The sequence below is a fragment of the Spiroplasma endosymbiont of Eupeodes luniger genome (assembly GCF_964019525.1).
GTDB lineage: Bacteria > Bacillota_I > Bacilli_A > Mycoplasmatales > Nriv7 > Nriv7.
In genome coordinates, this window is sequence record NZ_OZ026453.1 from 709,816 (window position 1) to 734,775 (window position 24,960).

Below are 24,960 nucleotides of genomic sequence, written 5' to 3' on the forward strand. Positions count from 1 at the left end.
CCACTTCAATATTAGAATCAATTTTTTTTAAATCATTATTAATTTTTTCTGTTAAATCATCAAGATTTTTAAGATTAAAAAATATTTGGTTATCTTCAAAATATTCATCAATTAATCTTCGCTCATTTTCAATATTATATTTAATATTTTTTAATCTTAACTTAAATATTAGACTTCTTGCGATACCTTTTTTATTAAAATATTCTTATAAAATATAATTTATGAGGATATCAAAATATGAACAATAATAAATTTAATACTCTTAATGATAAAGAATGGTTAAGATTAACAGGAATAAAAAAATCCACTTTTAATAAAATGTTAGATATTTTACAAGTAGCTGAAATAGAAAAATTTAAAAAAGGTGGTAAAACTAATAAATTATCACTAGAAAATAGATTATTGATGACTTTATAATATTGACGAGAATATCAGACTTATTTTCATCTTGGTAAAAATTTCGGAATTAGTGAAGCTAATTGTTATCTGAATATCAAGTGAATTGAAGATATTTTAATTAAAAACTCTGATTTTCAACAACTTGCTGGTAAAAAAGCACTAATAAATGATTATTTTAATGATAAAACTATTATTATTGATGCTACCGAAACTCCAATCCAACGCCCAAAAAAAGACAAAAACAATCTTATTCTGGTAAAAAGAAAAAACACACCATTAAAACACAAGTAATTATCGAACAAGAAACCAGAAAAATTATTGCAACAAGTTTTTCACTTGGGAAAAAACATGATTATGCTTTATTTAAAGAATCAAAAATCCCAATTTTAAAAAATACCAAATTAATAGTTGATAGTGGTTATCAAGGAATACAAAAAATTCACAATAATGTTCTAATACCTACAAAGAAAACAAAGAAAAACCATTTAAATAAAGCACAAAAACAACATAATAGACTAGTTTCAAAAATGAGAATTATTATTGAAAATATTTTTACTATTCTTAAAAAATTTAAAATTATGACAGAAAAATATCGTAATCGTAGAAAAAGATTTGGTTTAAGATTTAATTTAATTGCCTCAATTTATAATTTGCAATTATTAATTTAACATAAAAGATTTATTTAAAACTAAAGAATTTAAATAATAAATTCATTTTTTGTTGTGGCAAAATATTAATTTTTTAGATAAAAGACATAATTAATTAAAATTATATTTTTCTATTACTGTCTTTTTACAAATATTTGTAATTTTTTTAATAGGTTATGCAAGAAGTCTATTATTGATGCTACCGAAACTCCAATCCAACGCCCAAAAAAAGACAAAAACAATCTTATTCTGGTAAAAAGAAAAAACACACCATTAAAACACAAGTAATTATCGAACAAGAAACCAGAAAAATTATTGCAACAAGTTTTTCACTTGGGAAAAAACATGATTATGCTTTATTTAAAGAATCAAAAATCCCAATTTTAAAAAATACCAAATTAATAGTTGATAGTGGTTATCAAGGAATACAAAAAATTCACAATAATGTTCTAATACCTACAAAGAAAACAAAGAAAAACCATTTAAATAAAGCACAAAAACAACATAATAGACTAGTTTCAAAAATGAGAATTATTATTGAAAATATTTTTGCTATTCTTAAAAAATTTAAAATTATGACAGAAAAATATCGTAATCGTAGAAAAAGATTTGGTTTAAGATTTAATTTAATTGCCTCAATTTATAATTTGCAATTATTAATTTAACATAAAAGATTTATTTAAAATTAAAGAATTTAAATAATAAATTCATTTTTTGTTGTGGCAAAATATTAATTTTTTAGATAAAAGACATAATTAATTAAAATTATATTTTTCTATTACTGTCTTTTTACAAATATTTGTAATTTTTTTAATAGGTTATGCAAGAAGTCTATTCTTAACGCTTACTTATGCTGATGTTAATGAATTTGATATTAGAAAATGTAAGCGTGATTTAAATAAATTTTTTAAAAAATTAAAATACTGATTTAAAGTTAAAAATAAAAATATTAAGTATTTGTATACCTATGAATATCAAAAACGAGGTGTTATTCATTTTCATATTTTAATCACCGAAAAAATACCCCATAAAATTATTTTACAATTTTGACCTTATGGCATTAATAAAAATATTAGAGTTCGTGAAAACACTAATGAAATGGTTGTAAAATATTGCTCTAAATATATAACTAAAAATGTCCTGAATGAAAAATCACTAAATCAATATGATTTAAATATCAAGGCTTATCAATTCTCATATAACTGTCAAAATCCCATTACTAGAAAACAAGTATTTACCGATACTTTGAATAATATTGTTAATCGAACTGTAAATTCTGAATTTGTAAAATACTTAAAATCAACAGTTAATAAATTTAAAACCAAAATGTGCGGAGCAATCTATGAATTTAAAAATATTAATTATATAGACTTTGAAAGTGCAAATTATGTTTCATTAGAAAGTTTAAGATTTAGAAATCAACTAAGAAAAATGAAAAATTAGGAGTTAAAAAATAAAAGAAAAATTGCAATTTAAAATAACAATTAAAAATTAGAAAATTAAGGAGAAAAGAAAGATGAGTATATTTGGGCTAGTATTCTTTACAATTTTAACATTATTACTAGCATACTATATTGCGGTTAATATTTATCGTTTTTTTAAAGATAAAAAGAAATATGGCGGTGAAGCAAAACAGTTGCCAAAAGATTTTACTTATGCACAACGAATATTTATTGCAAAGTTTAAACGAAATTTGTTAGAACAAGATTAAAAAGAAATTAAAAAGTAGGTTTAGAAAATGTTTAAAAAAATAATTATTGAATTAATTTATCCAACTGCTGATTTACCACCCCAAGTTGTATTTTTGAGATTTATTTATTCAAATTAAAATTATTCCGGCGTGAGTTTCTGGTAAAGAAATTGATTTAGCCAAAGAACTACTTTGACTTTTAATAGCGAATATTGCCTTTTGAATGGTATTAGTATTCATTATCTTATTTATGGTTATTTTATTTTATAAGGTTAAATCATATTTCGTTTAGAAGGGGGGGTGATTATATGATTGGAACTTTCTTGGCCGATGCACCAGCAAAAATTACTGGCGAACAAGCGGTTACTAACTTATGAAAAGCATTAATTACAGCGTTCGGTAATATTTGAACTGATATTATTGGTGGTAATATGCCAAATGTCGTTAATTTCTTTGCTACATATTGAGTTTTCTTGCTTGGTGTGATTATTGGTTTATTTTTAATCGCTTTCAAAATGCTTGAAAAATTAATGCTCGGCAGATAGTAATAAAAATAAAGAAAGTGTGATTTAAGTGATGCTATTGTTTAAAAAAATAAATTTAAGATTATATGATTTTGTGACTTTAAATCGCACTTTATTTATTATTGCGTGATTTTATGGTGCGATTTTGCATTATTATAATCCCCAAAGTTGACGAATGTTATTTGATATTATTTATTTATTAATTGCTTTGTATATTTTATATACTAAAATTTCTCATTTCTTTGCTCGTCGAAGTTTTATTAATTTCTTATTAAATTCACCTTTAAATTTAGTAATTGGTGCTTTAGGAACTGGAAAAACCGCTTTAATGGTTTTAGCTTCTTACTTATTAAGTGGTTGAAAAACGATTTCTACTTTTCCGATTACAGATAAACAAATGCTTTCATTAGGGCATATGTCACTTTTAGATTATAATTATCCAATTTTAGATGAAAAGCATTTACTGTTATGAGATGAAACTAACTTATTTTTAGAAGGAACTGAGTATAAAGAAAATGATAGAGTAACCCAAGGTTTACAAGAATATTTCGCTTCGGCTCGCCAATTTGCCCATATCATATTACCAAGCGGACAACGAGCTGAACATATATGAGTTAAAGTTCGTGATATTGCGAATTCAATAATTGTTGGTATTAGAAAAAAACCAGTTAGTATTTTCCGGCCCTATTTACAAGTTATTTACGGCACTTTTAAATCAGTAAGCGAATACGAACAATGACGATTAACTCTGATTAATGCTAAAAATGATAAAAAAGATCGCAAAATCAAGTATCGTAGCATTCCGGAATTAGACATTTATTTCTTTAAATTGAAAATTCCGATGTCAATTTTAAACCTTTATGATAATAAATATTTATCATTCTTGCGTGAATTAAGTAATCGTGCTTTGAATGATAATTATCAACATAAATTTTGAAATGATAATGTAATGGATATTGAAACATTAGAATATTTAAAAATGGAAAAATTCAGTAAGATACTTACTAAGTTAAAAAACAATCTGAATAAGAAAAACAAGTAAAGGAGTTTAAAAAATGGAAAACTTAGAAAAAATGGCTAGTTTGATTGGCGATATGTTTTATAAAGTTTTTGATTTAATTTGAACTTTAACTATTCCCGGGACAGATATTCGCATTATTATTTTTCCGCTAATTATGCTTGTGATAAATATTGTAATTGGTGGCATTTTAGGTATTCATATCGAACGACCAAAAGTTGGTTTTCGTAAAAAATATCGAAAATCAGTTGCTAATTGAGGAACTAAGAAGCAATCATCTAGTGGTCCAATTAAGAAATTTAGTGGTAATAGTTCTAAAAACAGACCGTGAGTTAACCAACACGGACGGCGAATAAAAAGGTAGGTTTTTAAAATGTTTAAATTAACAATTTTATTTATTCTTGTTGCTGTTTTTTCTATTTTTGCTTTAAACGACTTTTTAGGTTTATGAGTCTATGTGGGTGAAGGTTTAGAATATTTTAATAAAGTTTTATCAAATAATATTAAAATTTTAGATTTGTTTAAACCAATGAAAAGGTTATTTTCTCAACATCCAATTTTCCAAATTTTAGGAACGATTTGTATTTTATCAACAATATACTTTATTTTAAGAAGTTAAACGCAAAAGAAAGGACAAATAGATATGTATAAATTTATGTCGTGGTTAGGTTTATCGTTTTTATTGGTTTAGTCCCTCTAAGTGCCTTCTTTGATACAAAACAACCACCAAAACCTAATATGGAACAATTCTTTATGAAACGGAAAAAACGAGCCACCAATCCTAGTCAATGTGTCGATAATTGTAAATTAGAGTTTTCCGAAATTTCAAATAGTTATTTAACTATAGTTCCTAGTTTTAATTCAACCGCTATAGATATTAGCAATGTTAAAAATCAATTGCCCTCTGATATTGTTGTCCCTAATTCCGGTTTTGAAGGTTTTGAATATGGTTTTAGATATGATGATTCTTCAACTAAAAAAGCGGTTCAAGACTTTTATAAATCTAATGCAACAAAAGTTGTTAAGGGCAATGTTCCTGGCGGTTCTTATTATGAGAGATATAATATTGATAAACTCGTTGATGTTAAAATTACATTTTCTAATCAAAATTACTCACAGAGATGAAATATAATATCCTTTCCCGCCGTTGTGTCTCATTAATTTAGTAATTTAATAAATATTCTTGAAAATCGTATTTTTTGTAATGCAATTTTCTTAATTTAAGGAGTTTAAAAATGAAATATATTAGACTTCTTGCATAACCTATTAAAAAAATTACAAATATTTGTAAAAAGACAGTAATAGAAAAATATAATTTTAATTAATTATGTCTTTTATCTAAAAAATTAATATTTTGCCACAACAAAAAATGAATTTATTATTTAAATTCTTTAATTTTAAATAAATCTTTTATGTTAAATTAATAATTGCAAATTATAAATTGAGGCAATTAAATTAAATCTTAAACCAAATCTTTTTCTACGATTACGATATTTTTCTGTCATAATTTTAAATTTTTTAAGAATAGCAAAAATATTTTCAATAATAATTCTCATTTTTGAAACTAGTCTATTATGTTGTTTTTGTGCTTTATTTAAATGGTTTTTCTTTGTTTTCTTTGTAGGTATTAGAACATTATTGTGAATTTTTTGTATTCCTTGATAACCACTACCAACTATTAATTTGGTATTTTTTAAAATTGGGATTTTTAATTCTTTAAATAAAGCATAATCATGTTTTTTCCCAAGTGAAAAACTTGTTGCAATAATTTTTCTGGTTTCTTGTTCGATAATTACTTGTGTTTTAATGGTGTGTTTTTTCTTTTTACCAGAATAAGATTGTTTTTGTCTTTTTTTGGGCGTTGGATTGGAGTTTCGGTAGCATCAATAATAATAGTTTTATCATTAAAATAATCATTTATTAGTGCTTTTTTACCAGCAAGTTGTTGAAAATCAGAGTTTTTAATTAAAATATCTTCAATTCACTTGATATTCCGATAACAATTAGCTTCACTAATTCCGAAATTTTTACCAAGATGAAAATAAGTCTGATATTCTCGTCAATATGATAAAGTCATCAATAATCTATTTTCTAGTGAAAATTTATTAGTTTTACCACCTTTTTTAAATTTTTCTATTTCAGCTACTTGTAAAATATCTAACATTTTATTAAAAGTGGATTTTTTTTATTCCTGTTAATCTTAACCATTCTTTATCATTAAGAGTATTAAATTTATTATTGTTCATATTTTGATATCCTCATAAATTATATTTTATAAGAATATTTTAATAAAAAAGGTATCGCAAGAAGTCTATTATACTAATGGCAATGAAATGATACCAAGATTTCGTAATAACTCCATAACAAAACAACTATGATGAAACGAAATAAAATTTTTATTTATTACCAAGTTAGTTTTCACACCTTACCTAGAAAGTAAAAGCGATTGAACACAACAACAAGCTGATAAATGAATAGCAATGTATAAAGAATACGCTCAATATATTTTTGCTGGTAAACCTGTAATTAATTCACCAATGGATTTAGTTAATCCTTGTGCCTTTAAATTAGATAAAAAAAATCAAAATAATGAATTTATCTTAACAATAAATCCTAAAACATATAACCCATGAGGTAATGAAAAAAATCGACAACACTACCGCATTGAGGATTTAGTTTTGGGATTACATCCAAATATAATGGTTTAATGACCGATTTAATTTATCAAGGACGCACCATACTAACTAATATTAGTGATGCTAATTTATCTTCGGAAATTTTAAAATACTTACTTTCAAAAAGATAATCGTGACATAAAATTAAATAAAAATAAAAGAATTTCTAATTCTTAACTAAGGATTAGAAATTCTTTATCTTTTAAACTTACTAAAATCTGGCATTCTTCCTGATTTAATTTGTTTTGCCATTGCATCAACACTTTTTTTAGCTTTTTCAAATTGATTTATTAAATTATTAAATTCTTTTTCATTTCGTCCCGAACCTCTAATAATCCGATTTTTTCTTTTTAAATGTTTTAAAAGTCGTGGATCTCTTCGTTCTTTTTTAGTCATTGAATCTAATAATGCTCTTGTAACTAATAGTTTACTTTCAGCACCTTCAATTTTGGCATCACTAAGATTATTAACCCCCGGCATCATTTTAATTATTCCTGAAAGTTTACCCATCTTTGACATTTGTTTCATTTGATTAGCTAAATCATCTAAATCAAATTGTCCCATCATCATCCGATTCATTGTTTTCTGAATTGATCTTTCATCAACAACATCTTGAGCTTTTTCAAATAAACTTTGGACATCGCCCATCCCTAAAATTCGGTCAGCCATTCTTTCAGGATAAAAAATATCTAATGCTTCAACCCTTTCTCCTGTACCAGCAAACATAATCGGAATTTTAGTTAAATGACTAATAGAAAGTGCCGCCCCACCACGAGCATCACCATCTAATTTAGAAAGAATTGTTCCTGTTAAATTAAGATATTGATGAAACCGTTCAGTAACATTAATTATTTCTTGTCCTGTCATCGCATCAACAACAATAAAAATTTCTTGAGGATTAATATTTTGTTTTAAATTAGATAATTCATCCATTAATACGCTATCAATATGCAATCTTCCTGCTGTATCAACAATAACAACATCAAACTTATTTTCCATTGCATAATTAAGAGCATTGTTAGCAATTTTAACAACATCTTTTTCATCATCCAATGAAAATACAGGAATGTCTAATTGCTTACCTAACGATTTTAACTGCTCAATGGCTGCTGGCCGATACACATCACAAGCAACTAACAAAGAATTCTTATGATACTTTTTTCGTAATAAATTTGCTAACTTAGCTGTTGTGGTTGTTTTTCCACTTCCTTGTAACCCCACCATCATAATAACTGTTGGTCGTTTATTAAGATTCAATAAATGTTCTTTATGTCCCATAATACGAATTAACTCATTATGAACAATTTTAATTAACATTTGTTCAGGTTTTAAACCTTCAAGAATAAACTCTCCCTTTGCAAGGTCACGAACATTATTAACAAATTCTTTTACAACATTAAAATTAACATCAGCCTCTAATAAAGCAAGTTTAATTTCACTTAAAGTAGCTTCCATATTTTGTTCTGTTAAAGTTGATGTCTTAATATTCTTCTTAATAGCTTTAGTAATACGATTCGCCAAAAAATCAGTAAACATTTTTATACCCCATTTATTTATAAATTTTAACTTCGCTAATAATTATATCATATGTAATAAGAAATTTATAGATATCATACAAAGAGAGAATTTATATTAGACTTCTTGCGATACCTTTTTTATTAAAATATTCTTATAAAATATAATTTATGAGGATATCAAAATATGAACAATAATAAATTTAATACTCTTAATGATAAAGAATGGTTAAGATTAACAGGAATAAAAAAATCCACTTTTAATAAAATGTTAGATATTTTACAAGTAGCTGAAATAGAAAAATTTAAAAAAGGTGGTAAAACTAATAAATTATCACTAGAAAATAGATTATTGATGACTTTATCATATTGACGAGAATATCAGACTTATTTTCATCTTGGTAAAAATTTCGGAATTAGTGAAGCTAATTGTTATCGGAATATCAAGTGAATTGAAGATATTTTAATTAAAAACTCTGATTTTCAACAACTTGCTGGTAAAAAAGCACTAATAAATGATTATTTTAATGATAAAACTATTATTATTGATGCTACCGAAACTCCAATCCAACGCCCAAAAAAAGACAAAAACAATCTTATTCTGGTAAAAAGAAAAAACACACCATTAAAACACAAGTAATTATCGAACAAGAAACCAGAAAAATTATTGCAACAAGTTTTTCACTTGGGAAAAAACATGATTATGCTTTATTTAAAGAATCAAAAATCCCAATTTTAAAAAATACCAAATTAATAGTTGATAGTGGTTATCAAGGAATACAAAAAATTCACAATAATGTTCTAATACCTACAAAGAAAACAAAGAAAAACCATTTAAATAAAGCACAAAAACAACATAATAGACTAGTTTCAAAAATGAGAATTATTATTGAAAATATTTTTGCTATTCTTAAAAAATTTAAAATTATGACAGAAAAATATCGTAATCGTAGAAAAAGATTTGGTTTAAGATTTAATTTAATTGCCTCAATTTATAATTTGCAATTATTAATTTAACATAAAAGATTTATTTAAAATTAAAGAATTTAAATAATAAATTCATTTTTTGTTGTGGCAAAATATTAATTTTTTAGATAAAAGACATAATTAATTAAAATTATATTTTTCTATTACTGTCTTTTTACAAATATTTGTAATTTTTTAATAGGTTATGCAAGAAGTCTAATAAATTCATTTTTTGTTGTGGCAAAATATTAATTTTTTAGATAAAAGACATAATTAATTAAAATTATATTTTTCTATTACTGTCTTTTTACAAATATTTGTAATTTTTTAATAGGTTATGCAAGAAGTCTAATAAATTCATTTTTTGTTGTGGCAAAATATTAATTTTTTAGATAAAAGACATAATTAATTAAAATTATATTTTTCTATTACTGTCTTTTTACAAATATTTGTAATTTTTTAATAGGTTATGCAAGAAGTCTATTAGACTTCTTGCGATACCTTTTTTATTAAAATATTCTTATAAAATATAATTTATGAGGATATCAAAATATGAACAATAATAAATTTAATACTCTTAATGATAAAGAATGGTTAAGATTAACAGGAATAAAAAAATCCAATTTTAATAAAATGTTAGATATTTTACAAGTAGCTGAAATAGAAAAATTTAAAAAAGGTGGTAAAACTAATAAATTATCACTAGAAAATAGATTATTGATGACTTTATCATATTGACGAGAATATCAGACTTATTTTCATCTTGGTAAAAATTTCGGAATTAGTGAAGCTAATTGTTATCGGAATATCAAGTGAATTGAAGATATTTTAATTAAAAACTCTGATTTTCAACAACTTGCTGATAAAAAAGCACTAATAAATGATTATTTTAATGATAAAACTATTATTATTGATGCTACCGAAACTCCAATCCAACGCCCAAAAAAAGACAAAAACAATCTTATTCTGGTAAAAAGAAAAAACACACCATTAAAACACAAGTAATTATCGAACAAGAAACCAGAAAAATTATTGCAACAAGTTTTTCACTTGGGAAAAAACATGATTATGCTTTATTTAAAGAATCAAAAATCTCAATTTTAAAAAATACCAAATTAATAGTTGATAGTGGTTATCAAGGAATACAAAAAATTCACAATAATGTTCTAATACCTACAAAGAAAACAAAGAAAAACCATTTAAATAAAGCACAAAAACAACATAATAGACTAGTTTCAAAAATGAGAATTATTATTGAAAATATTTTTGCTATTCTTAAAAAATTTAAAATTATGACAGAAAAATATCGTAATCGTAGAAAAAGATTTGGTTTAAGATTTAATTTAATTGCCTCAATTTATAATTTGCAATTATTAATTTAACATAAAAGATTTATTTAAAATTAAAGAATCTAAATAATAAATTCATTTTTTGTTGTGGCAAAATATTAATTTTTTAGATAAAAGACATAATTAATTAAAATTATATTTTTCTATTACTGTCTTTTTACAAATATTTGTAATTTTTTTAATAGGTTATGCAAGAAGTCTATTATAATTAACAAAACAACTGTTTTTAAGGAGAATACCCCCCCCCCCCCCACCTCCCCCCAATGGATTATTTAATAATTATATGAATTTTTTTCATTAGCATCGGCATTAATTTAATTTTTTTTATCATTGCCTTTATTCTTAAATCTGATATTTTTACAGATTTAACTTACACATTAACTTTTATTATTTTATCAATTACTATTGTAACTTGAAAAAAACAATGAAGTTTAACACAAATTCTACTGTTCACTGCTATTAACATATGAGCCCTTCGCTTAGGAAGTTATCTTTTTATAAGAATTATTAAAACGAAAGTAGATCATCGTTTTGATAAAATGCGTAATTCCTTCGTTAAGTTTGGTAGTTTTTGATTACTTAAAGGTATTAGTGTTGCCATTATTTCTTTACCAACAATATTTGCCTTATCAATTAACAAAAATTATTTTTCTCAAAACCATTATTATAATTTTATCCCTTTTATATTATTTCTTTGTTTTTTCTTTTTTGAAATTATTAGCGATTATCAAAAAAATAAATTCTATCAATTAGACAATCACCCCCCATTTTTACAAACAGGATTATGAAAAATTTCTCGTCATCCTAACTAGTTTGGCGAAATTATGATTTGATGAAGCATTTGTATAATAGACTTCTTGCGATACCTTTTTTATTAAAATATTCTTATAAAATATAATTTATGAGGATATCAAAATATGAACAATAATAAATTTAATACTCTTAATGATAAAGAATGCTTAAGATTAACAGGAATAAGAAAATCCACTTTTAATAAAATGTTAGATATTTTACAAGTAGCTGAAATAGAAAAATTTAAAAAAGGTGGTAAAACTAATAAATTATCACTAGAAAATAGATTATTTATGACTTTATCATATTGACGAGAATATCAGACTTATTTTCATCTTGGTAAAAATTTCGGAATTAGTGAAGCTAATTGTTATCGCAATATCAAGTGAATTGAAGATATTTTAATTAAAAACTCTGATTTTCAACAACTTGCTGGTAAAAAAGCACTAATAAATGATTATTTTAATGATAAAACTATTATTATTGATGCTACCGAAACTCCAATCCAACGCCCAAAAAAAGACAAAAACAATCTTATTCTGGTAAAAAGAAAAAACACACCATTAAAACACAAGTAATTATCGAACAAGAAACCAGAAAAATTATTGCAACAAGTTTTTCACTTGGGAAAAAACATGATTATGCTTTATTTAAAGAATCAAAAATCCCAATTTTAAAAAATCCCAAATTAATAGTTGATAGTGGTTATCAAGGAATACAAAAAATTCACAATAATGTTCTAATACCTACAAAAAAAACAAAGAAAAACCATTTAAATAAAGCACAAAAACAACATAATAGACTAGTTTCAAAAATGAGAATTATTATTGAAAATATTTTTGCTATTCTTAAAAAATTTAAAATTATGACAGAAAAATATCGTAATCGTAGAAAAAGATTTGGTTTAAGATTTAATTTAATTGCCTCAATTTATAATTTGCAATTATTAATTTAACATAAAAGATTTATTTAAAATTAAAGAATTTAAATAATAAATTCGTTTTTTGTTGTGGCAAAATATTAATTTTTTAGATAAAAGACATAATTAATTAAAATTATATTTTTCTATTACTGTCTTTTTACAAATATTTGTAATTTTTTTAATAGGTTATGCAAGAAGTCTAATGTATTTTGCTTTTCATCATCATGCAACATCTGATATTGCGTTGCCAACTTCAATTCATCATAATGTTTATGATAACATTGAAAAATGATATAAATTTCTAGCCCATGATAAATTAAAAATTAAAGTTAACAAAACCACATGAAATGAAATCAAACAAAATAAAAATTCACCAGCAAACATTACTAAAATTATTAAAAATAAATTTGTTATAAATGATCATTCTGGCTGAGGCGGAAGTGTCACAAATGAAGATTCCAATACTCTCGTAAAAGCGATACTGCTTCACTTTGAACAAATAAATGGTTATTTTGAAATATTAGATAATGAAAAAAATGGTTTTGTCATTATAACCAACACTGAAGGCGATTGACTAGGGATAGAATAAAATTTAACATTATTAATTAAAAGAGCAAGATATTTCTTATATGTATTATAAATAATAATCTGAGTTTAAATTTTAATTTCAATATATTTGTTAATTATCTAATTTAAATTAAGATTTAAACTATTTTTACTAAAGCAGTATTTAAATTTAAATACTGCTTTTTTATTTTTTCAAAATAAAAAAATTGTTTGGTTGTTTAAGGGCGCAGGTATTTGTCACCATAGACTGCCACCTTAAAAAGGTAGTATTTTAACAGTTTTTAAATTTAGTTATTAAGGATTTTCAATTTCAATTTTAAAATTATTTGTTTTATTTAATCTGTAATTTGTTATATTGTTATCATGATTAAGAGTGCCTAAACTTGTGCCTTGCGCTTTGATTGCTATTTTTTTATTAATTATTCATAATTTATTATCACTATCTTCATCTATTTTTCGTCCGTGTGTAGTTATTAGTTGTCTAATTTCATCTTGTTTGCTTTGATTATCTTTAAATTCTAGTGTAAATCTAAAAATAAGTCAATTTAAATTTTTTAATTCTGGTAATTTCTCATTTAGATTGATGTTATCTTTTTTTTCTATAGCAACTTGCGTAACTGGATAAAGATTTAAATTATTTTTTCTTGCTGAAATCCAAAATTGCACTTTTTCTAGATTTCTGATTTCAAAATCATGAACTTTATTTTTTTGTTCTACTGATTTATTTTCTTTTTTAGAACAGCCAATTATTGGTAATATTGTTAATGTTGAAAGAGCTATTATATTTAAAATTTTCATTATTTTAACTCCTTTATTACTTTATTTTTCAATTATATATATATATATATATATATTACACGAAAATCCTTAATATCATTAGAAAAATGGCAAAACCGATTAAAAATTGAAAGGTATAATAAAAAGCTGGTACCGTTTTAAAAACTGGAAAAATGGCGGTTGAAAAGTTAACTGTTGCTTTTGCAATAATTGCTAATGGGCGTAAAATTGTAATGATTTGTGACGCTGTCAGCGCTCAGTTTAGCATTTTAATACCAGCATTTTGAATGGCACAACCAATGTCATTGAAGGTTGGTATTCATCGTCCGGAATATTTGCAATTTGGTAGCGGAATTAGGTCATCCCATTCTGAATTGGTGGAACCATCAGGAATAAATGCCGTGGAATTAAGGACATTAAAATCATAAATTTTAAAATTGTAATTAGAGACATTACCTTTGTTATAAAGTGGAAAAGTTAAGGTAAAAATATTAATACCATAACGAATATCAATATCGGTATTGAGATAATTAATACTGTTAACAGTTTTGTTGGTTGATAAGGCGATGAGTTTATTATCATAAGATTTAAGGACATTAAAATCAATTTGATAGATACAGTTATTATCTTTAATAGCATTGTAATTTTCTTGATGCGTTTTTTTATCAAAAGTAAAGAAATAGCTTCTTAGTAGTAATTCCGAATTACCAGTAACATTGATTAAGTATTTTTTGGGATAAAAATTAATTAACGAGCGATAAAAGAAACCAATTTGAATAAAGTAATCTTTGTTATAGTTGTCCACTCCTTTAAAATCAATTTCGGTATGAGTTTTTTCGTCCATGTCAAAAGTAGCGTAAAATAAACTAGCAAAGAAATTTCCGAGAATTTCATAGATTTCGTTAAAAACATTTTTGTAATCGTTATTGTTAATACTAGAAATGTTGTTTTTAAAATATAGGTAAATATCATTTCGTAAATCAGAGTCATATCGTAGAAAACTAAATTTAACATTGAGGTAATTTAAGGTTCCAAAAAGATACTTAATTAGGTAATAATCGTTAGCCCTTTTGGTGTCATATTTTCATATTTCATTTTCACCGTGTAATAATTGTAAATAGTTATTTCCAGCAATTAGGGTTTTATTAAATGCCTTAATTTTAAGGACATTATCGTTGGTATACTCTTGTTTTGGAATGACAATTTTAATTGTATTTGTTCCTTGCAATTGTGTACTCGTTTCAATCGCAGTGAATTTAACGGTAAATGTTCTGTCAGCGACATTGTCTGTTGTCAAATCAAAAGTAGCGCTATCGTCTAAGTAATTGTTGTCATTATCTTTAATTTCTGTATTATAGTCGATGCCTTAAATTGCATTATTTACGCCAGCAAGATTGTTAATTGTTTCATTAAGTTTTTTTTAATTTTTTTTATAACTTCAATTTTGGTTGCATTTGTAGGGTTGATTATTTCTGAATTTGGTAAAATAGTTGAAGTCTTATGATAAAAATAACTCTCATTTTTAAAGCCGTGATTTTTAATTGTAAATTCTTTGTAATAACCTTTTTCTAAAGTGTCAATGAAATTAAACACTGGTGTTCAATAGACTTCTTGCGATACCTTTTTTATTAAAATATTCTTATAAAATATAATTTATGAGGATATCAAAATATGAACAATAATAAATTTAATACTCTTAATGGTAAAGAATGGTTAAGATTAACAGGAATAAAAAAATCCACTTTTAATAAAATGTTAGATATTTTACAAGTAGCTGAAATAGAAAAATTTAAAAAAGGTGGTAAAACTAATAAATTATCACTAGAAAATAGATTATTGATGACTTTATCATATTGACGAGAATATCAGACTTATTTTCATCTTGGTAAAAATTTCGGAATTAGTGAAGCTAATTGTTATCGGAATATCAAGTGAATTGAAGATATTTTAATTAAAAACTCTGATTTTCAACAACTTGCTGGTAAAAAAGCACTAATAAATGATTATTTTAATGATAAAACTATTATTATTGATGCTACCGAAACTCCAATCCAACGCCCAAAAAAAGACAAAAACAATCTTATTCTGGTAAAAAGAAAAAACACACCATTAAAACACAAGTAATTATCGAACAAGAAACCAGAAAAATTATTGCAACAAGTTTTTCACTTGGGAAAAAACATGATTATGCTTTATTTAAAGAATCAAAAATCCCAATTTTAAAAAATACCAAATTAATAGTTGATAGTGGTTATCAAGGAATACAAAAAATTCACAATAATGTTCTAATACCTACAAAGAAAACAAAGAAAAACCATTTAAATAAAGCACAAAAACAACATAATAGACTAGTTTCAAAAATGAGAATTATTATTGAAAATATTTTTGCTATTCTTAAAAAATTTAAAATTATGACAGAAAAATATCGTAATCGTAGAAAAAGATTTGGTTTAAGATTTAATTTAATTGCCTCAATTTATAATTTGCAATTATTAATTTAACATAAAAGATTTATTTAAAATTAAAGAATTTAAATAATAAATTCGTTTTTTGTTGTGGCAAAATATTAATTTTTTAGATAAAAGACATAATTAATTAAAATTATATTTTTCTATTACTGTCTTTTTACAAATATTTGTAATTTTTTTAATAGGTTATGCAAGAAGTCTATTCTCTCTTTCTGCTCCTTAAATTATGAATTATTTCTAGGTTTTGCTTTAACTAAAAAATTAATCTTTTTATCACTATCAGAAATAATATCACGAGAATTTTTTTCTCTTAATTGAAATAATACCGTAACTTGCCCAAAGTCTTTACCAGCAGCCGCTATTACTTTATCATTTCAATCGGTTTCATTAGGAACGATTAATAATTCATAATCGCCTTTATAAATATCTTTTGTTTTATTTTGTAAATAATTTGTAAACTCAACCATAGTTGCAAGCGGTTCATCAATCTTTGTTTGATTTTCAGGAAATGTCCGTGCAAGTTCTGAATGAACATAATTTTTTATTTCTTCACCTGTTGAAGCCAAAACCTTAACAGTAATAGTTTTTGTTTCTAAAATCTCACAATTATGAATTGCTTGAATTTTAACTTGGACATCATAATCACTAATATAAACTTTTTTTCAATCTAAAACTTCATATTTTATCTTAACACCAACTGGTGGCATTTCCGTAACTAAATTTCTAACTACTTGTTGAATATCTTGCTCATTTTTATAAGCACGAGCTTCAACAACACTATTAAACTTATTTAAATAGTTACTTACTTCATTTTTAATTTTTTCACTACAAGTAGTCGCCTTAACTTTAAGCTTAACTTCACCAACCTCAGTAGTATTATTCATTGCTTTAACAACAACTTCTAAGTCAACATTTGATAATTCACTAGTAGCAACTAAATCTCAATGCAAAACTTTACTAACAATTGTAATTCCTTTTGGCGGTGAAACATCAACTAATTCTTTAATGGCTTGCATAACTTCATCTTCACTATCATAATATTTAGGCCCATCAATATTTTTAAACTTACTTAAATAAGATTTAATCGCACTTTTTAATCCCTTAACTTTCACATTAACTTGAATAGTATTAATTTCTTTACCATCCTTTATTGCTTTAACAATAACTATCGCATCAAAACTTTCAGGATACATAGGGGTCTTTTCAATTTAACACTTCATATGCTATCGTAATATTATTAGGAACTACAGCAACAACCGAATTTTTACAACTTCAATGACTTCTTCTTTACTAAGATAACAATTTTCTTCAAGAATATCTTTAAAATTATCCAAATAATTACTAATTGGTTCAAATAAACCTCATACCTTAACAACAATATCCTTTGTTTTAATTAAAACTGTATGATGTAATATTGATATTTTTACTTTCAGCACAAAAAAATTCGTTGGTTCTGTTTGCATCACTTGCTCTCAATCATTATTATCAATTTCAATATTAACCGTTAAATCATTTTCTTTATTATTAGGTATGTGTTGCTATAATACATATGTTATTTGATTAATTGATTGATAATGAAAGACATTCTCAACAGTTTCAAACTTATTTAAAATATTACTAGCTTCGTTTTCTAAATCCCGATGACGATTAACTGTAATAGTAATTTTCCTTTCAATTTTTAACTTCGGTTTTATTTTTATCAATCGCTTTTCCTTTTAAAATAACATTAACATTAATGATATCAACATCCCTGAAAACCATAATATTATTATCTTTTAATTCAATCGTAACATCACTAACATATACAAATAATAATCCCGCAATACAATCTGATAACTTTTTGGTAATTAAATTAACAATATTATCGTCAACAAAAATTTGCTCTAAAAACAAAGGGTTAAGTTCTTTACTTGCTAATTCATTAGTTGCTGCCACAAGCTTCGCATTTTTTATTTTAAAATTGTCATCATTAAAACTACCTGTATTACAACCAATTATTGTGCTTATTGGTGTAATAATAAAAGTAAAAGTTAGTAACTGCTTTAAAATTCTATTCATTTAAATCAACACATTCCCTTCATATAACAAATAAAAAGTAATTAAAATTATACTATTGCTAATATTGATAATAATACTTTTATAGATAATTTAATAATTACTTTTACTTGCTATTATTTTAATCACTTTAAAATAAAAATACAATCATTTAACCATTTAATATCAAAAAGGAACAGCATCATCATAGATTGTTCCTAATTATTTTATTTTATTATTTAATTTTAACGAGCAACAACCTCATTAGCTCTTAATTCTCTAATAACAGTAATATGAATATCGCCAGGAATGGTAATTTCTTTTTCAATTTTAACTTTCACATCATGAGCAATTTTATAAACCTTAGCATCACTAACCTTACCAGGATCAACAATAATTCTAATTTGTCTTCCCGCTTGAACAGCATAAGATTTTTGCACCCCAGGAATTGATTGACAAATTTCTTCAATTTGTTGCATTCTTTGAATAAACTCTTCTAAAGAATTATTTCTTGCTCCGGGTCTAGCTGCCGATAAAGTATCCGCTGCCATTACTAAAACCGCATAAATACTTTGCGGACTAACCTCACCATGGTGCGCATGAATAGCATTAATAATTAGCGGGTGTTCACCATATTTTTTTGCTAATTGCACCCCCAAATTAACATGTGAACCATCCATTTCATAATCAATTGCTTTACCAATATCATGTAATAAACCCGCTCTTCTTGCTAATTTTTCATCCAATCCCAACTCAGCAGCCATTGTTCCTGCCAATTTTGCTACTTCAATACAATGCTGTAAAGCATTTTGACCAAAACTAGTACGATATCGTAATCTTCCAAGATAATAAACTAATCCAAGCTTCATATTAGTAATTCCTAAGTCATTAAGTACCTTTTGTCCAGTTTCTTGAATTAAAGCTTCCAACTCATCTTCGGTTTTCTTTAAAACTTCTTCAATTCTTATTGGTTGAATTCGCCCATCGCGCATTAATGAATTTAAAGTTCGAACGGCAATCTCTCGTCTAATCGGATTAAAAGATGCCACTTGAATAACTTCTGGAGTATCATCAATAATAATATCAACACCTGCCGCTTGTTCAAAAGCCTTAATATTTCTACCTTCTTTACCAATAATTCGTCCCTTCATTTCATCATTAGGTAACTTAACAAATGATGTTGTTTTTTCAGCAACAACATCATGGGCATACTTTTCAATAGCAACAGCAATAATATTGTCAGCAATATTTTTTGCTTTAATTTTAGCATCATTTTCACGATTTTTAATTAATTGCCCTAACTCTAAATCAAGCTTCTCCTCTAATTCCTTAAACAAAACTACTTTTGCTTCTTGTTGACTAAGTCCCGCAACTTTTTCTAATTCCAAAACAATTTTCTCTAACTTATCATAATATTTTTCTTCAATTTTTTTAATATTATCTTTTTTTTGAAGAATTTCACGATATTGAGATTCCAACACTTCTTCGCGTTCAATAATATTTTTTTCGCGTTTCATTAATAAGGTTTCATAATTATTACTTTGACTTCTTCTTTGTTCTAAATCCATTGCTACTTCTTTTTTCATTTGCGCAATTTCTACTTTGATATCTGCCTTTGCTGATTGAATAATATTTTTTGCTTCTCTTTCTGCTTGTTCCAATTTTATTTGACTCTTTTTATCATTACTAGTACGAACAAAATATTTAATTAACAAACCAACGCCAATGCCAATCACCAATGCTAAAAAAATTCCAACCAAAAGACCGAATTCTAATTTACTCATAAATTTTCCTTTCTGAATAGTTAATTTTCTTTTGAAATTATTAATAAAATTTAATTTAATTTTTTTTAAATAGTAGATAATTACTTTAAAACATTACTTTAATGTTTACCTATTAATAATATCATTTTTTAATAACTAATTAAATACCAATATCAAGATTAAAAAGCAAAAAGCAAGTCATTCGTTAAAAGACTTGCTATTAAAAATTACTTAACATTATGTAATCACTCAGCAACATTACAATGCAACTGTTCTTGTAAATCAACATTAGCAATAAAAAATTCTCTAACCTTATCACGACTTAAACCAAGTTTTTGCTCACCATAATTATATCAAGAACCATTTTTTTGCAAAATATTAGCCTTTATACCTAATGAAATCAATTCTTCTAACTTACATATTCCCCGATCAAAGTAAATATCTAAAACTGTCATTTGAAAAGGAGCAGCAACTTTATTTTTAACAATTTTAACCTTAGTTTTATAACCAACCAATTGATTATTAAGCAGAATTTGTTCACTTCTTCTTAATTCAACTCGTAATGATGAATAAAATCTTAATGCTGTACCTCCAGGGGTTATTTCTGGATTACCAAAAATAATTCCCACTTTTTCTCTAATTTGATTAATAAAAAAACCAAACAATTAGTTTTAGCAATATATGAATTTAACTTGCGTAATGCCTTTGACATTAATCGCGCTTGCGCACCAATTGTTTGATCAGACATTTCACCATCTAATTCAACTTGGGGGGGGTTAATGCCGCCACAGAATCAATTACAATCAAATCAATAGCATTTGATTTAACAAAAACTTTTAATATTCCTAACGCTTGCTCACCTGAGTCAGCTTGAACAATTAATAATTGTTCTAAAATAACACCAATTTTTTGAGCATAATTTGGGTCTAGTCTAATGCATGTTCTACATCAATAAAAGCCGCTTTACCATTACTTTTTTGAACTTCACTAATAGTATGTAATGCTAAAGTGGTTTTTCCTGAAGATTCAGCACCATAAACTTCAATAACTCGGCCCCGAGGATACCCGCCAATCCCAATTGCCATATCCAATAATAAACTTCCCGAACTAATAACATTATCTTTGGATGGAAGTTTTTTATTAGACTTCTTGCGATACCTTTTTTATTAAAATATTCTTATAAAATATAATTTATGAGGATATCAAAATATGAACAATAATAAATTTAATACTCTTAATGATAAAGAATGGTTAAGATTAACAGGAATAAAAAAATCCACTTTTAATAAAATGTTAGATATTTTACAAGTAGCTGAAATAGAAAAATTTAAAAAAGGTGGTAAAACTAATAAATTATCGCTAGAAAATAGATTATTGATGACTTTATCATATTGACGAGAATATCAGACTTATTTTCATCTTGGTAAAAATTTCGGAATTAGTGAAGCTAATTGTTATCGCAATATCAAGTGAATTGAAGATATTTTAATTAAAAACTCTGATTTTCAACAACTTGCTGGTAAAAAAGCACTAATAAATGATTATTTTAATGATAAAACTATTATTATTATTGATGCTACCGAAACTCCAATCCAACGCCCAAAAAAAGACAAAAACAATCTTATTCTGGTAAAAAGAAAAAACACACCATTAAAACACAAGTAATTATCGAACAAGAAACCAGAAAAATTATTGCAACAAGTTTTTCACTTGGGAAAAAACATGATTATGCTTTATTTAAAGAATCAAAAATCCCAATTTTAAAAAATACCAAATTAATAGTTGATAGTGGTTATCAAGGAATACAAAAAATTCACAATAATGTTCTAATACCTACAAAGAAAACAAAGAAAAACCATTTAAATAAAGCACAAAAACAACATAATAGACTAGTTTCAAAAATGAGAATTATTATTGAAAATATTTTTGCTATTCTTAAAAAATTTAAAATTATGACAGAAAAATATCGTAATCGTAGAAAAAGATTTGGTTTAAGATTTAATTTAATTGCCTCAATTTATAATTTGCAATTATTAATTTAATATAAAAGATTTATTTAAAATTAAAGAATTTAAATAATAAATTCATTTTTTGTTGTGGCAAAATATTAATTTTTTAGATAAAAGACATAATTAATTAAAATTATATTTTTCTATTACTGTCTTTTTACAAATATTTGTAATTTTTTTAATAGGTTATGCAAGAAGTCTATTCATATCTACAACCGCATCCTGACCATATTCTTTAATAATTGTTTGTAATGCTTGTTGTAAAAGCTCTTCACGATTAATAATTTCGGTAGTATTTCTTTTATTTTTTGAGATTTTCTTACCTCCACTAAATAAATTAACAAAAAAAATAAACTTTTCCTAGTTTATTTTAAATTTTCTTTAATTAATTCTGGAGTTAATTTAACACATTTATTAATAATTTGTTTGCGATTTCCCGATAATTGATATTCATAAACTAAACATTTGTTATTATAAGCCAATGCAATATATACTAAACCTAATGGCTTATTTTCATAATTTTCAGGACCAGCATTACCAGTAAAACTAATTGCCATATCACTATCAAATAAATTTTTTGCGTTTTGTGCCATTTCAATAGCTGTTTCAACACTAACAGCACCAAATGATTGTAAAGTTGTTAACTGAACTCTTGCTAAATGAACTTTAGAATGAGCACTATAAGCTATTAATCCACCACGAAATACTTTGCTTGCTCCTTCCGTCTTAACTAATGCTTCACTAAAAGCTCCTCCTGTAATACTTTCACAACTACTAATGGTTAAATTTTTCTTTTCTAATAATTTAACTAAATCGTGCAACTTTTTTTCCTCCTAATTAATATTTATTTTTGATTGCTCTGTTTAATTCCAAGAATATAAGTAATTGCACTCCAAATTGAAAGCAATAATGATAAATACATTGGTATTAAAATAATGTGATACTTTCAGGAACCTCAACCACTATCTCATCCAAATCAGATATGATTAATAAAAAATAATAATGTTAACGCCACCATTTGCATTAGCGTTTTTAATTTACCATAATAATTAGCAGCAATAACAACTTTCTTAGTTGCTAAAAACATTCTTATCCCATCAAGCAAAATATCGCGAGAAATCAAAATTAATGTTACTCAAACGGGAATAATTTGCGGAATTGTCATAATAATTAAAACACCACTAGTCAACATCTTATCAGCAATCGGATCAGCAATCTTACCAAAGTTTGTTACTTGCTGATTTTTTCTAGCAAGATAACCATCTAATCAATCACTAAAACAAGCAATAATAAAAAGGAACCCTGCAATAATTCAAAGAATATTAATTTTAACATTACTATCAATACTAATACTACCACTAACAAAATTATAGTTATCAAATGGTCCGCCTAACAACATTAAAATTAAAATTATTGGTACTAAAATAATTCGTACTAATGTTATTTTATTTGGTAAATTCATTAGCAACCCTCCTATATAAATAATTATAACCTAAAAATAAAAAACGAGTTAAAAATCTCGTAAGCCACATTCTGTTCTTAAAGACATCAATGCTTTAAGCGCTAATCATTTATCTATATTAATTAACCTTTAAAATTAACAAATATCCATTAATTACTTATCATTCGCAATTAATAGTTCCCCTACCATAATTTGGGTTTCTCACTTATGGGGTTTACCACGTTCCACTCTAATAATTTCTCATTAGCATCGTCACTATGGCACTTTTATAAACTACTAAACCATATTAAATAATTAACTTAGGTTATTAATTAGCCATCTAAGAAACAGCAAATGCTGTTTCTTATCCTTGGATTATTTTTTCTCCAAGCATAAACATTACTAGCATCACAGCTAGTGTGAGTGTGGACTTTCCTCTATTAAAAATAAATTTCTAACAGCGATTAGCACGGATTTTTAATCTCATATCCATTTTACTACTTATTAACTTTACTTTCAAGTTTACTTAACCGATTTATGATATCAACATTTCGTAAACCTTTTTCTTCTAACTTATCTCGTTGTTGCATAACAATTTCATAATTACTTTTTAACTTTTCATGTTCTTCAATTATTTCTTTAAGTTTTTCTTTTAAACGCAAAATTTCATCAACATGAGTTTCCATAATTTTATTAAAAGCATCATAATCTTTTTGAACAATATCTAAAAACCGATCAACTTCTTGGGCATCATAACCTTTAAAATTAATTTGAAATTCTTTTTCTAAAATATCCTCTTTTGCCAATTTAAAACTATTATCATTTTTCATAAAATTATTCCTCCTTTTTTATGGCATCAATCATATCAGTAATTAATCAATTAAATTGTGATAAACTTTTTTTATTATTAGGATTTAAAATCAACTGTTGTAATTTAATAAAATTAGTTTTTTTATTATTACTTTTTAACGATTGTACCTTATTAATTAAATTTTCATCATTCAAATGTTGTTCAATAAATAATTTTTGTTCAAAAGATAACGGTGTTATTAAAACACTATTAATATCAATAAACTTATCTTCAATAATTACATTATCATCTTGCAAAATCTGAAAAATTTTATTAAATAATGGTGTTAATGACATTGTTAACTTATCATTAAAATTACTAATTTGTAAATAATCTTTTTCTAATAATTGAACTAATAATTTATCAATTTTGTTAACATCAAAATTAGAAAAGTTTTCTAATTCCCGCGGAGTTATAAATTGATATTCTTCCGATAATGAATGCATTAGTAATAATAAAATAATTAATTCATCTTCCGTAATTAAAAGAACCTTATAAAACTGTAATAAAAGTCTTCACTTATGAAAAATATTTAACGAATTTATGTTCATTATT

General features: G+C 25.1%; 39 protein-coding genes, 1 other RNA gene and 1 pseudogene. 24 read left to right on the forward strand and 17 right to left on the reverse strand.

Annotated elements, in window-relative coordinates; translation table 4 throughout:
- The first annotated feature begins 237 nt into the window (after nt 1-237).
- The 11 genes from AACK86_RS07670 (at nt 238) to AACK86_RS04210 (ending at nt 5,439) form a co-directional block, all read left to right on the forward strand.
- Nucleotides 238-417: a hypothetical protein gene (locus AACK86_RS07670; protein ID WP_422398221.1), complete on the forward strand. Its 180-nt coding sequence runs from the start codon at nt 238-240 to the stop codon at nt 415-417.
- Nucleotides 418-674: 257 nt separating this feature from the next.
- Nucleotides 675-1,067, forward strand: coding sequence for a transposase family protein (locus AACK86_RS07675; RefSeq protein WP_422398368.1), 393 nt, complete (start codon nt 675-677; stop codon nt 1,065-1,067).
- A gap of 155 nt (nt 1,068-1,222) precedes the next feature.
- Nucleotides 1,223-1,711 (forward strand): transposase family protein, encoded by a 489-nt coding sequence (locus AACK86_RS04170; protein WP_422398222.1) that lies wholly within the window; start codon nt 1,223-1,225, stop codon nt 1,709-1,711.
- A 208-nt stretch (nt 1,712-1,919) separates the two neighbouring features.
- Nucleotides 1,920-2,489: a rolling circle replication-associated protein gene (locus tag AACK86_RS04175; RefSeq protein WP_422398369.1), complete on the forward strand. Its 570-nt coding sequence runs from the start codon at nt 1,920-1,922 to the stop codon at nt 2,487-2,489.
- A 73-nt stretch (nt 2,490-2,562) separates the two neighbouring features.
- Entirely contained in the window at nt 2,563-2,757 is a 195-nt protein-coding gene (locus tag AACK86_RS04180) for a hypothetical protein (protein WP_338981505.1), read from the forward strand.
- 85 nt (nt 2,758-2,842) lie between these two features.
- Nucleotides 2,843-3,028 carry a hypothetical protein gene (locus AACK86_RS04185; protein ID WP_338981507.1) on the forward strand — a complete coding sequence of 62 codons (186 nt, stop codon included), beginning with the start codon at nt 2,843-2,845 and terminating at the stop codon, nt 3,026-3,028.
- Nucleotides 3,029-3,044: 16 nt separating this feature from the next.
- Nucleotides 3,045-3,281, forward strand: a complete 237-nt coding sequence (locus AACK86_RS04190; protein ID WP_338981509.1) for a hypothetical protein — start codon at nt 3,045-3,047, stop codon at nt 3,279-3,281.
- A gap of 31 nt (nt 3,282-3,312) precedes the next feature.
- Nucleotides 3,313-4,302, forward strand: a complete 990-nt coding sequence (locus tag AACK86_RS04195) for a hypothetical protein (protein ID WP_338981511.1) — start codon at nt 3,313-3,315, stop codon at nt 4,300-4,302.
- A 13-nt stretch (nt 4,303-4,315) separates the two neighbouring features.
- Complete coding sequence (locus AACK86_RS04200) at nt 4,316-4,642, forward strand: hypothetical protein (protein ID WP_338981513.1); 327 nt, start codon at nt 4,316-4,318, stop codon at nt 4,640-4,642.
- A gap of 9 nt (nt 4,643-4,651) precedes the next feature.
- Complete coding sequence (locus tag AACK86_RS04205; RefSeq protein ID WP_338981516.1) at nt 4,652-4,897, forward strand: hypothetical protein; 246 nt, start codon at nt 4,652-4,654, stop codon at nt 4,895-4,897.
- Nucleotides 4,898-4,938: 41 nt separating this feature from the next.
- Nucleotides 4,939-5,439 (forward strand): hypothetical protein, encoded by a 501-nt coding sequence (locus tag AACK86_RS04210; RefSeq protein ID WP_338981519.1) that lies wholly within the window; start codon nt 4,939-4,941, stop codon nt 5,437-5,439.
- A 254-nt stretch (nt 5,440-5,693) separates the two neighbouring features.
- On the opposite strand, the gene AACK86_RS07680 is transcribed toward AACK86_RS04210, so the two are convergent.
- Both AACK86_RS07680 and AACK86_RS07685 read right to left on the reverse strand, forming a co-directional pair.
- A complete protein-coding gene (locus AACK86_RS07680; RefSeq protein WP_422398370.1) occupies nt 5,694-6,086 on the reverse strand; it encodes a transposase in 393 nt (130 codons plus the stop codon).
- Nucleotides 6,071-6,442, reverse strand: coding sequence for a helix-turn-helix domain-containing protein (locus AACK86_RS07685; RefSeq protein ID WP_422398223.1), 372 nt, complete (start codon nt 6,440-6,442; stop codon nt 6,071-6,073). Before AACK86_RS07685 ends, AACK86_RS07680 begins: the two co-directional genes overlap by 16 nt.
- 316 nt (nt 6,443-6,758) lie before the next feature.
- Here AACK86_RS07685 and AACK86_RS04220 point away from each other — a divergent pair, with 316 nt between their 5' ends.
- Nucleotides 6,759-6,986 (forward strand): hypothetical protein, encoded by a 228-nt coding sequence (locus tag AACK86_RS04220; RefSeq protein WP_338981521.1) that lies wholly within the window; start codon nt 6,759-6,761, stop codon nt 6,984-6,986.
- A gap of 162 nt (nt 6,987-7,148) precedes the next feature.
- Here AACK86_RS04220 and ffh read toward each other — a convergent pair whose 3' ends face one another.
- The gene (gene ffh / locus AACK86_RS04225; protein ID WP_338981524.1) at nt 7,149-8,489 is read right to left on the reverse strand and encodes a signal recognition particle protein; all 1,341 of its coding nucleotides are present in this window, start codon (nt 8,487-8,489) and stop codon (nt 7,149-7,151) included.
- 165 nt (nt 8,490-8,654) lie between these two features.
- Here ffh and AACK86_RS07690 point away from each other — a divergent pair, with 165 nt between their 5' ends.
- The 8 genes from AACK86_RS07690 to AACK86_RS04245 all read left to right on the forward strand — a co-directional run bounded on the left by AACK86_RS07690 (nt 8,655) and on the right by AACK86_RS04245 (nt 13,085).
- Nucleotides 8,655-9,107, forward strand: a complete 453-nt coding sequence (locus tag AACK86_RS07690; RefSeq protein ID WP_338982632.1) for a transposase family protein — start codon at nt 8,655-8,657, stop codon at nt 9,105-9,107.
- Nucleotides 9,092-9,484 (forward strand): transposase family protein, encoded by a 393-nt coding sequence (locus AACK86_RS07695; RefSeq protein ID WP_422398306.1) that lies wholly within the window; start codon nt 9,092-9,094, stop codon nt 9,482-9,484. Before AACK86_RS07690 ends, AACK86_RS07695 begins: the two co-directional genes overlap by 16 nt.
- Before the next feature lie 501 nt (nt 9,485-9,985).
- On the forward strand, nt 9,986-10,438 hold the full coding sequence (locus AACK86_RS07700; protein WP_422398224.1) for a transposase family protein: 453 nt from the start codon (nt 9,986-9,988) through the stop codon (nt 10,436-10,438).
- Nucleotides 10,423-10,815 (forward strand): transposase family protein, encoded by a 393-nt coding sequence (locus tag AACK86_RS07705; RefSeq protein WP_338982644.1) that lies wholly within the window; start codon nt 10,423-10,425, stop codon nt 10,813-10,815. Before AACK86_RS07700 ends, AACK86_RS07705 begins: the two co-directional genes overlap by 16 nt.
- Nucleotides 10,816-11,045: 230 nt before the next feature.
- Nucleotides 11,046-11,594: a DUF1295 domain-containing protein gene (locus AACK86_RS07710; RefSeq protein WP_422398225.1), complete on the forward strand. Its 549-nt coding sequence runs from the start codon at nt 11,046-11,048 to the stop codon at nt 11,592-11,594.
- 105 nt (nt 11,595-11,699) lie between these two features.
- Complete coding sequence (locus AACK86_RS07715) at nt 11,700-12,152, forward strand: helix-turn-helix domain-containing protein (protein ID WP_422398226.1); 453 nt, start codon at nt 11,700-11,702, stop codon at nt 12,150-12,152.
- A complete protein-coding gene (locus AACK86_RS07720) occupies nt 12,137-12,529 on the forward strand; it encodes a transposase (protein ID WP_422398359.1) in 393 nt (130 codons plus the stop codon). The genes AACK86_RS07715 and AACK86_RS07720 overlap by 16 nt, the downstream gene beginning before the upstream one ends.
- Nucleotides 12,530-12,698: 169 nt before the next feature.
- Complete coding sequence (locus AACK86_RS04245; RefSeq protein ID WP_338981533.1) at nt 12,699-13,085, forward strand: hypothetical protein; 387 nt, start codon at nt 12,699-12,701, stop codon at nt 13,083-13,085.
- A gap of 272 nt (nt 13,086-13,357) precedes the next feature.
- Here the strand turns inward: AACK86_RS04245 and AACK86_RS04250 are convergent, their stop codons facing one another.
- Together AACK86_RS04250 and AACK86_RS04255 are read right to left on the reverse strand one after the other, a co-directional pair.
- The gene (locus AACK86_RS04250) at nt 13,358-13,861 is read right to left on the reverse strand and encodes a hypothetical protein (RefSeq protein WP_338981535.1); all 504 of its coding nucleotides are present in this window, start codon (nt 13,859-13,861) and stop codon (nt 13,358-13,360) included.
- 55 nt (nt 13,862-13,916) lie between these two features.
- A complete protein-coding gene (locus AACK86_RS04255) occupies nt 13,917-15,068 on the reverse strand; it encodes a hypothetical protein (RefSeq protein WP_338981537.1) in 1,152 nt (383 codons plus the stop codon).
- Between the two features lie 443 nt (nt 15,069-15,511).
- Between AACK86_RS04255 and AACK86_RS07725 the strand changes: the two genes are divergently transcribed.
- Together AACK86_RS07725 and AACK86_RS07730 are read left to right on the forward strand one after the other, a co-directional pair.
- Nucleotides 15,512-15,964 (forward strand): transposase family protein, encoded by a 453-nt coding sequence (locus AACK86_RS07725; protein WP_422398227.1) that lies wholly within the window; start codon nt 15,512-15,514, stop codon nt 15,962-15,964.
- Nucleotides 15,949-16,341, forward strand: coding sequence for a transposase family protein (locus AACK86_RS07730; protein ID WP_422398306.1), 393 nt, complete (start codon nt 15,949-15,951; stop codon nt 16,339-16,341). The genes AACK86_RS07725 and AACK86_RS07730 overlap by 16 nt, the downstream gene beginning before the upstream one ends.
- 191 nt (nt 16,342-16,532) lie before the next feature.
- Here the strand turns inward: AACK86_RS07730 and AACK86_RS04265 are convergent, their stop codons facing one another.
- The 7 genes and pseudogenes from AACK86_RS04265 to AACK86_RS04300 form a co-directional block, all read right to left on the reverse strand.
- Nucleotides 16,533-17,501 (reverse strand): hypothetical protein, encoded by a 969-nt coding sequence (locus AACK86_RS04265; protein ID WP_338981541.1) that lies wholly within the window; start codon nt 17,499-17,501, stop codon nt 16,533-16,535.
- Between the two features lie 51 nt (nt 17,502-17,552).
- Nucleotides 17,553-17,771, reverse strand: a complete 219-nt coding sequence (locus AACK86_RS04270; RefSeq protein ID WP_338981543.1) for a hypothetical protein — start codon at nt 17,769-17,771, stop codon at nt 17,553-17,555.
- Between the two features lie 184 nt (nt 17,772-17,955).
- Entirely contained in the window at nt 17,956-18,366 is a 411-nt protein-coding gene (locus AACK86_RS04275) for a hypothetical protein (RefSeq protein ID WP_338981545.1), read from the reverse strand.
- Between the two features lie 221 nt (nt 18,367-18,587).
- Nucleotides 18,588-20,126, reverse strand: a complete 1,539-nt coding sequence (gene rny / locus AACK86_RS04280) for a ribonuclease Y (protein ID WP_338981547.1) — start codon at nt 20,124-20,126, stop codon at nt 18,588-18,590.
- A 206-nt stretch (nt 20,127-20,332) separates the two neighbouring features.
- Nucleotides 20,333-20,853 (reverse strand): annotated as a pseudogene (locus AACK86_RS04285) (hypothetical protein).
- Between the two features lie 8 nt (nt 20,854-20,861).
- Complete coding sequence (locus AACK86_RS04295; RefSeq protein ID WP_338982687.1) at nt 20,862-21,041, reverse strand: hypothetical protein; 180 nt, start codon at nt 21,039-21,041, stop codon at nt 20,862-20,864.
- Nucleotides 21,032-21,190 (reverse strand): hypothetical protein, encoded by a 159-nt coding sequence (locus tag AACK86_RS04300; protein WP_338981553.1) that lies wholly within the window; start codon nt 21,188-21,190, stop codon nt 21,032-21,034. Before AACK86_RS04300 ends, AACK86_RS04295 begins: the two co-directional genes overlap by 10 nt.
- Nucleotides 21,191-21,314: 124 nt before the next feature.
- Between AACK86_RS04300 and AACK86_RS07735 the strand changes: the two genes are divergently transcribed.
- Together AACK86_RS07735 and AACK86_RS07740 are read left to right on the forward strand one after the other, a co-directional pair.
- Nucleotides 21,315-21,770 (forward strand): transposase family protein, encoded by a 456-nt coding sequence (locus AACK86_RS07735; RefSeq protein ID WP_422398228.1) that lies wholly within the window; start codon nt 21,315-21,317, stop codon nt 21,768-21,770.
- Nucleotides 21,755-22,147: a transposase family protein gene (locus AACK86_RS07740; protein WP_422398306.1), complete on the forward strand. Its 393-nt coding sequence runs from the start codon at nt 21,755-21,757 to the stop codon at nt 22,145-22,147. Before AACK86_RS07735 ends, AACK86_RS07740 begins: the two co-directional genes overlap by 16 nt.
- A 332-nt stretch (nt 22,148-22,479) precedes the next feature.
- Here AACK86_RS07740 and AACK86_RS04310 read toward each other — a convergent pair whose 3' ends face one another.
- The 5 genes from AACK86_RS04310 to AACK86_RS04330 all read right to left on the reverse strand — a co-directional run bounded on the left by AACK86_RS04310 (nt 22,480) and on the right by AACK86_RS04330 (nt 24,956).
- Complete coding sequence (locus AACK86_RS04310; protein WP_338981557.1) at nt 22,480-22,935, reverse strand: CinA family protein; 456 nt, start codon at nt 22,933-22,935, stop codon at nt 22,480-22,482.
- Nucleotides 22,936-22,958: 23 nt separating this feature from the next.
- A complete protein-coding gene (gene pgsA, locus AACK86_RS04315) occupies nt 22,959-23,576 on the reverse strand; it encodes a CDP-diacylglycerol--glycerol-3-phosphate 3-phosphatidyltransferase (RefSeq protein WP_338981559.1) in 618 nt (205 codons plus the stop codon).
- A 58-nt stretch (nt 23,577-23,634) separates the two neighbouring features.
- Nucleotides 23,635-24,030, reverse strand: an RNA gene (gene rnpB / locus AACK86_RS04320) — RNase P RNA component class B.
- 22 nt (nt 24,031-24,052) lie between these two features.
- Nucleotides 24,053-24,385 carry a DivIVA domain-containing protein gene (locus AACK86_RS04325; RefSeq protein WP_338981561.1) on the reverse strand — a complete coding sequence of 111 codons (333 nt, stop codon included), beginning with the start codon at nt 24,383-24,385 and terminating at the stop codon, nt 24,053-24,055.
- 4 nt (nt 24,386-24,389) lie between these two features.
- A complete protein-coding gene (locus AACK86_RS04330; RefSeq protein WP_338981563.1) occupies nt 24,390-24,956 on the reverse strand; it encodes a hypothetical protein in 567 nt (188 codons plus the stop codon).
- Between the last annotated feature and the right edge of the window lie 4 nt (nt 24,957-24,960).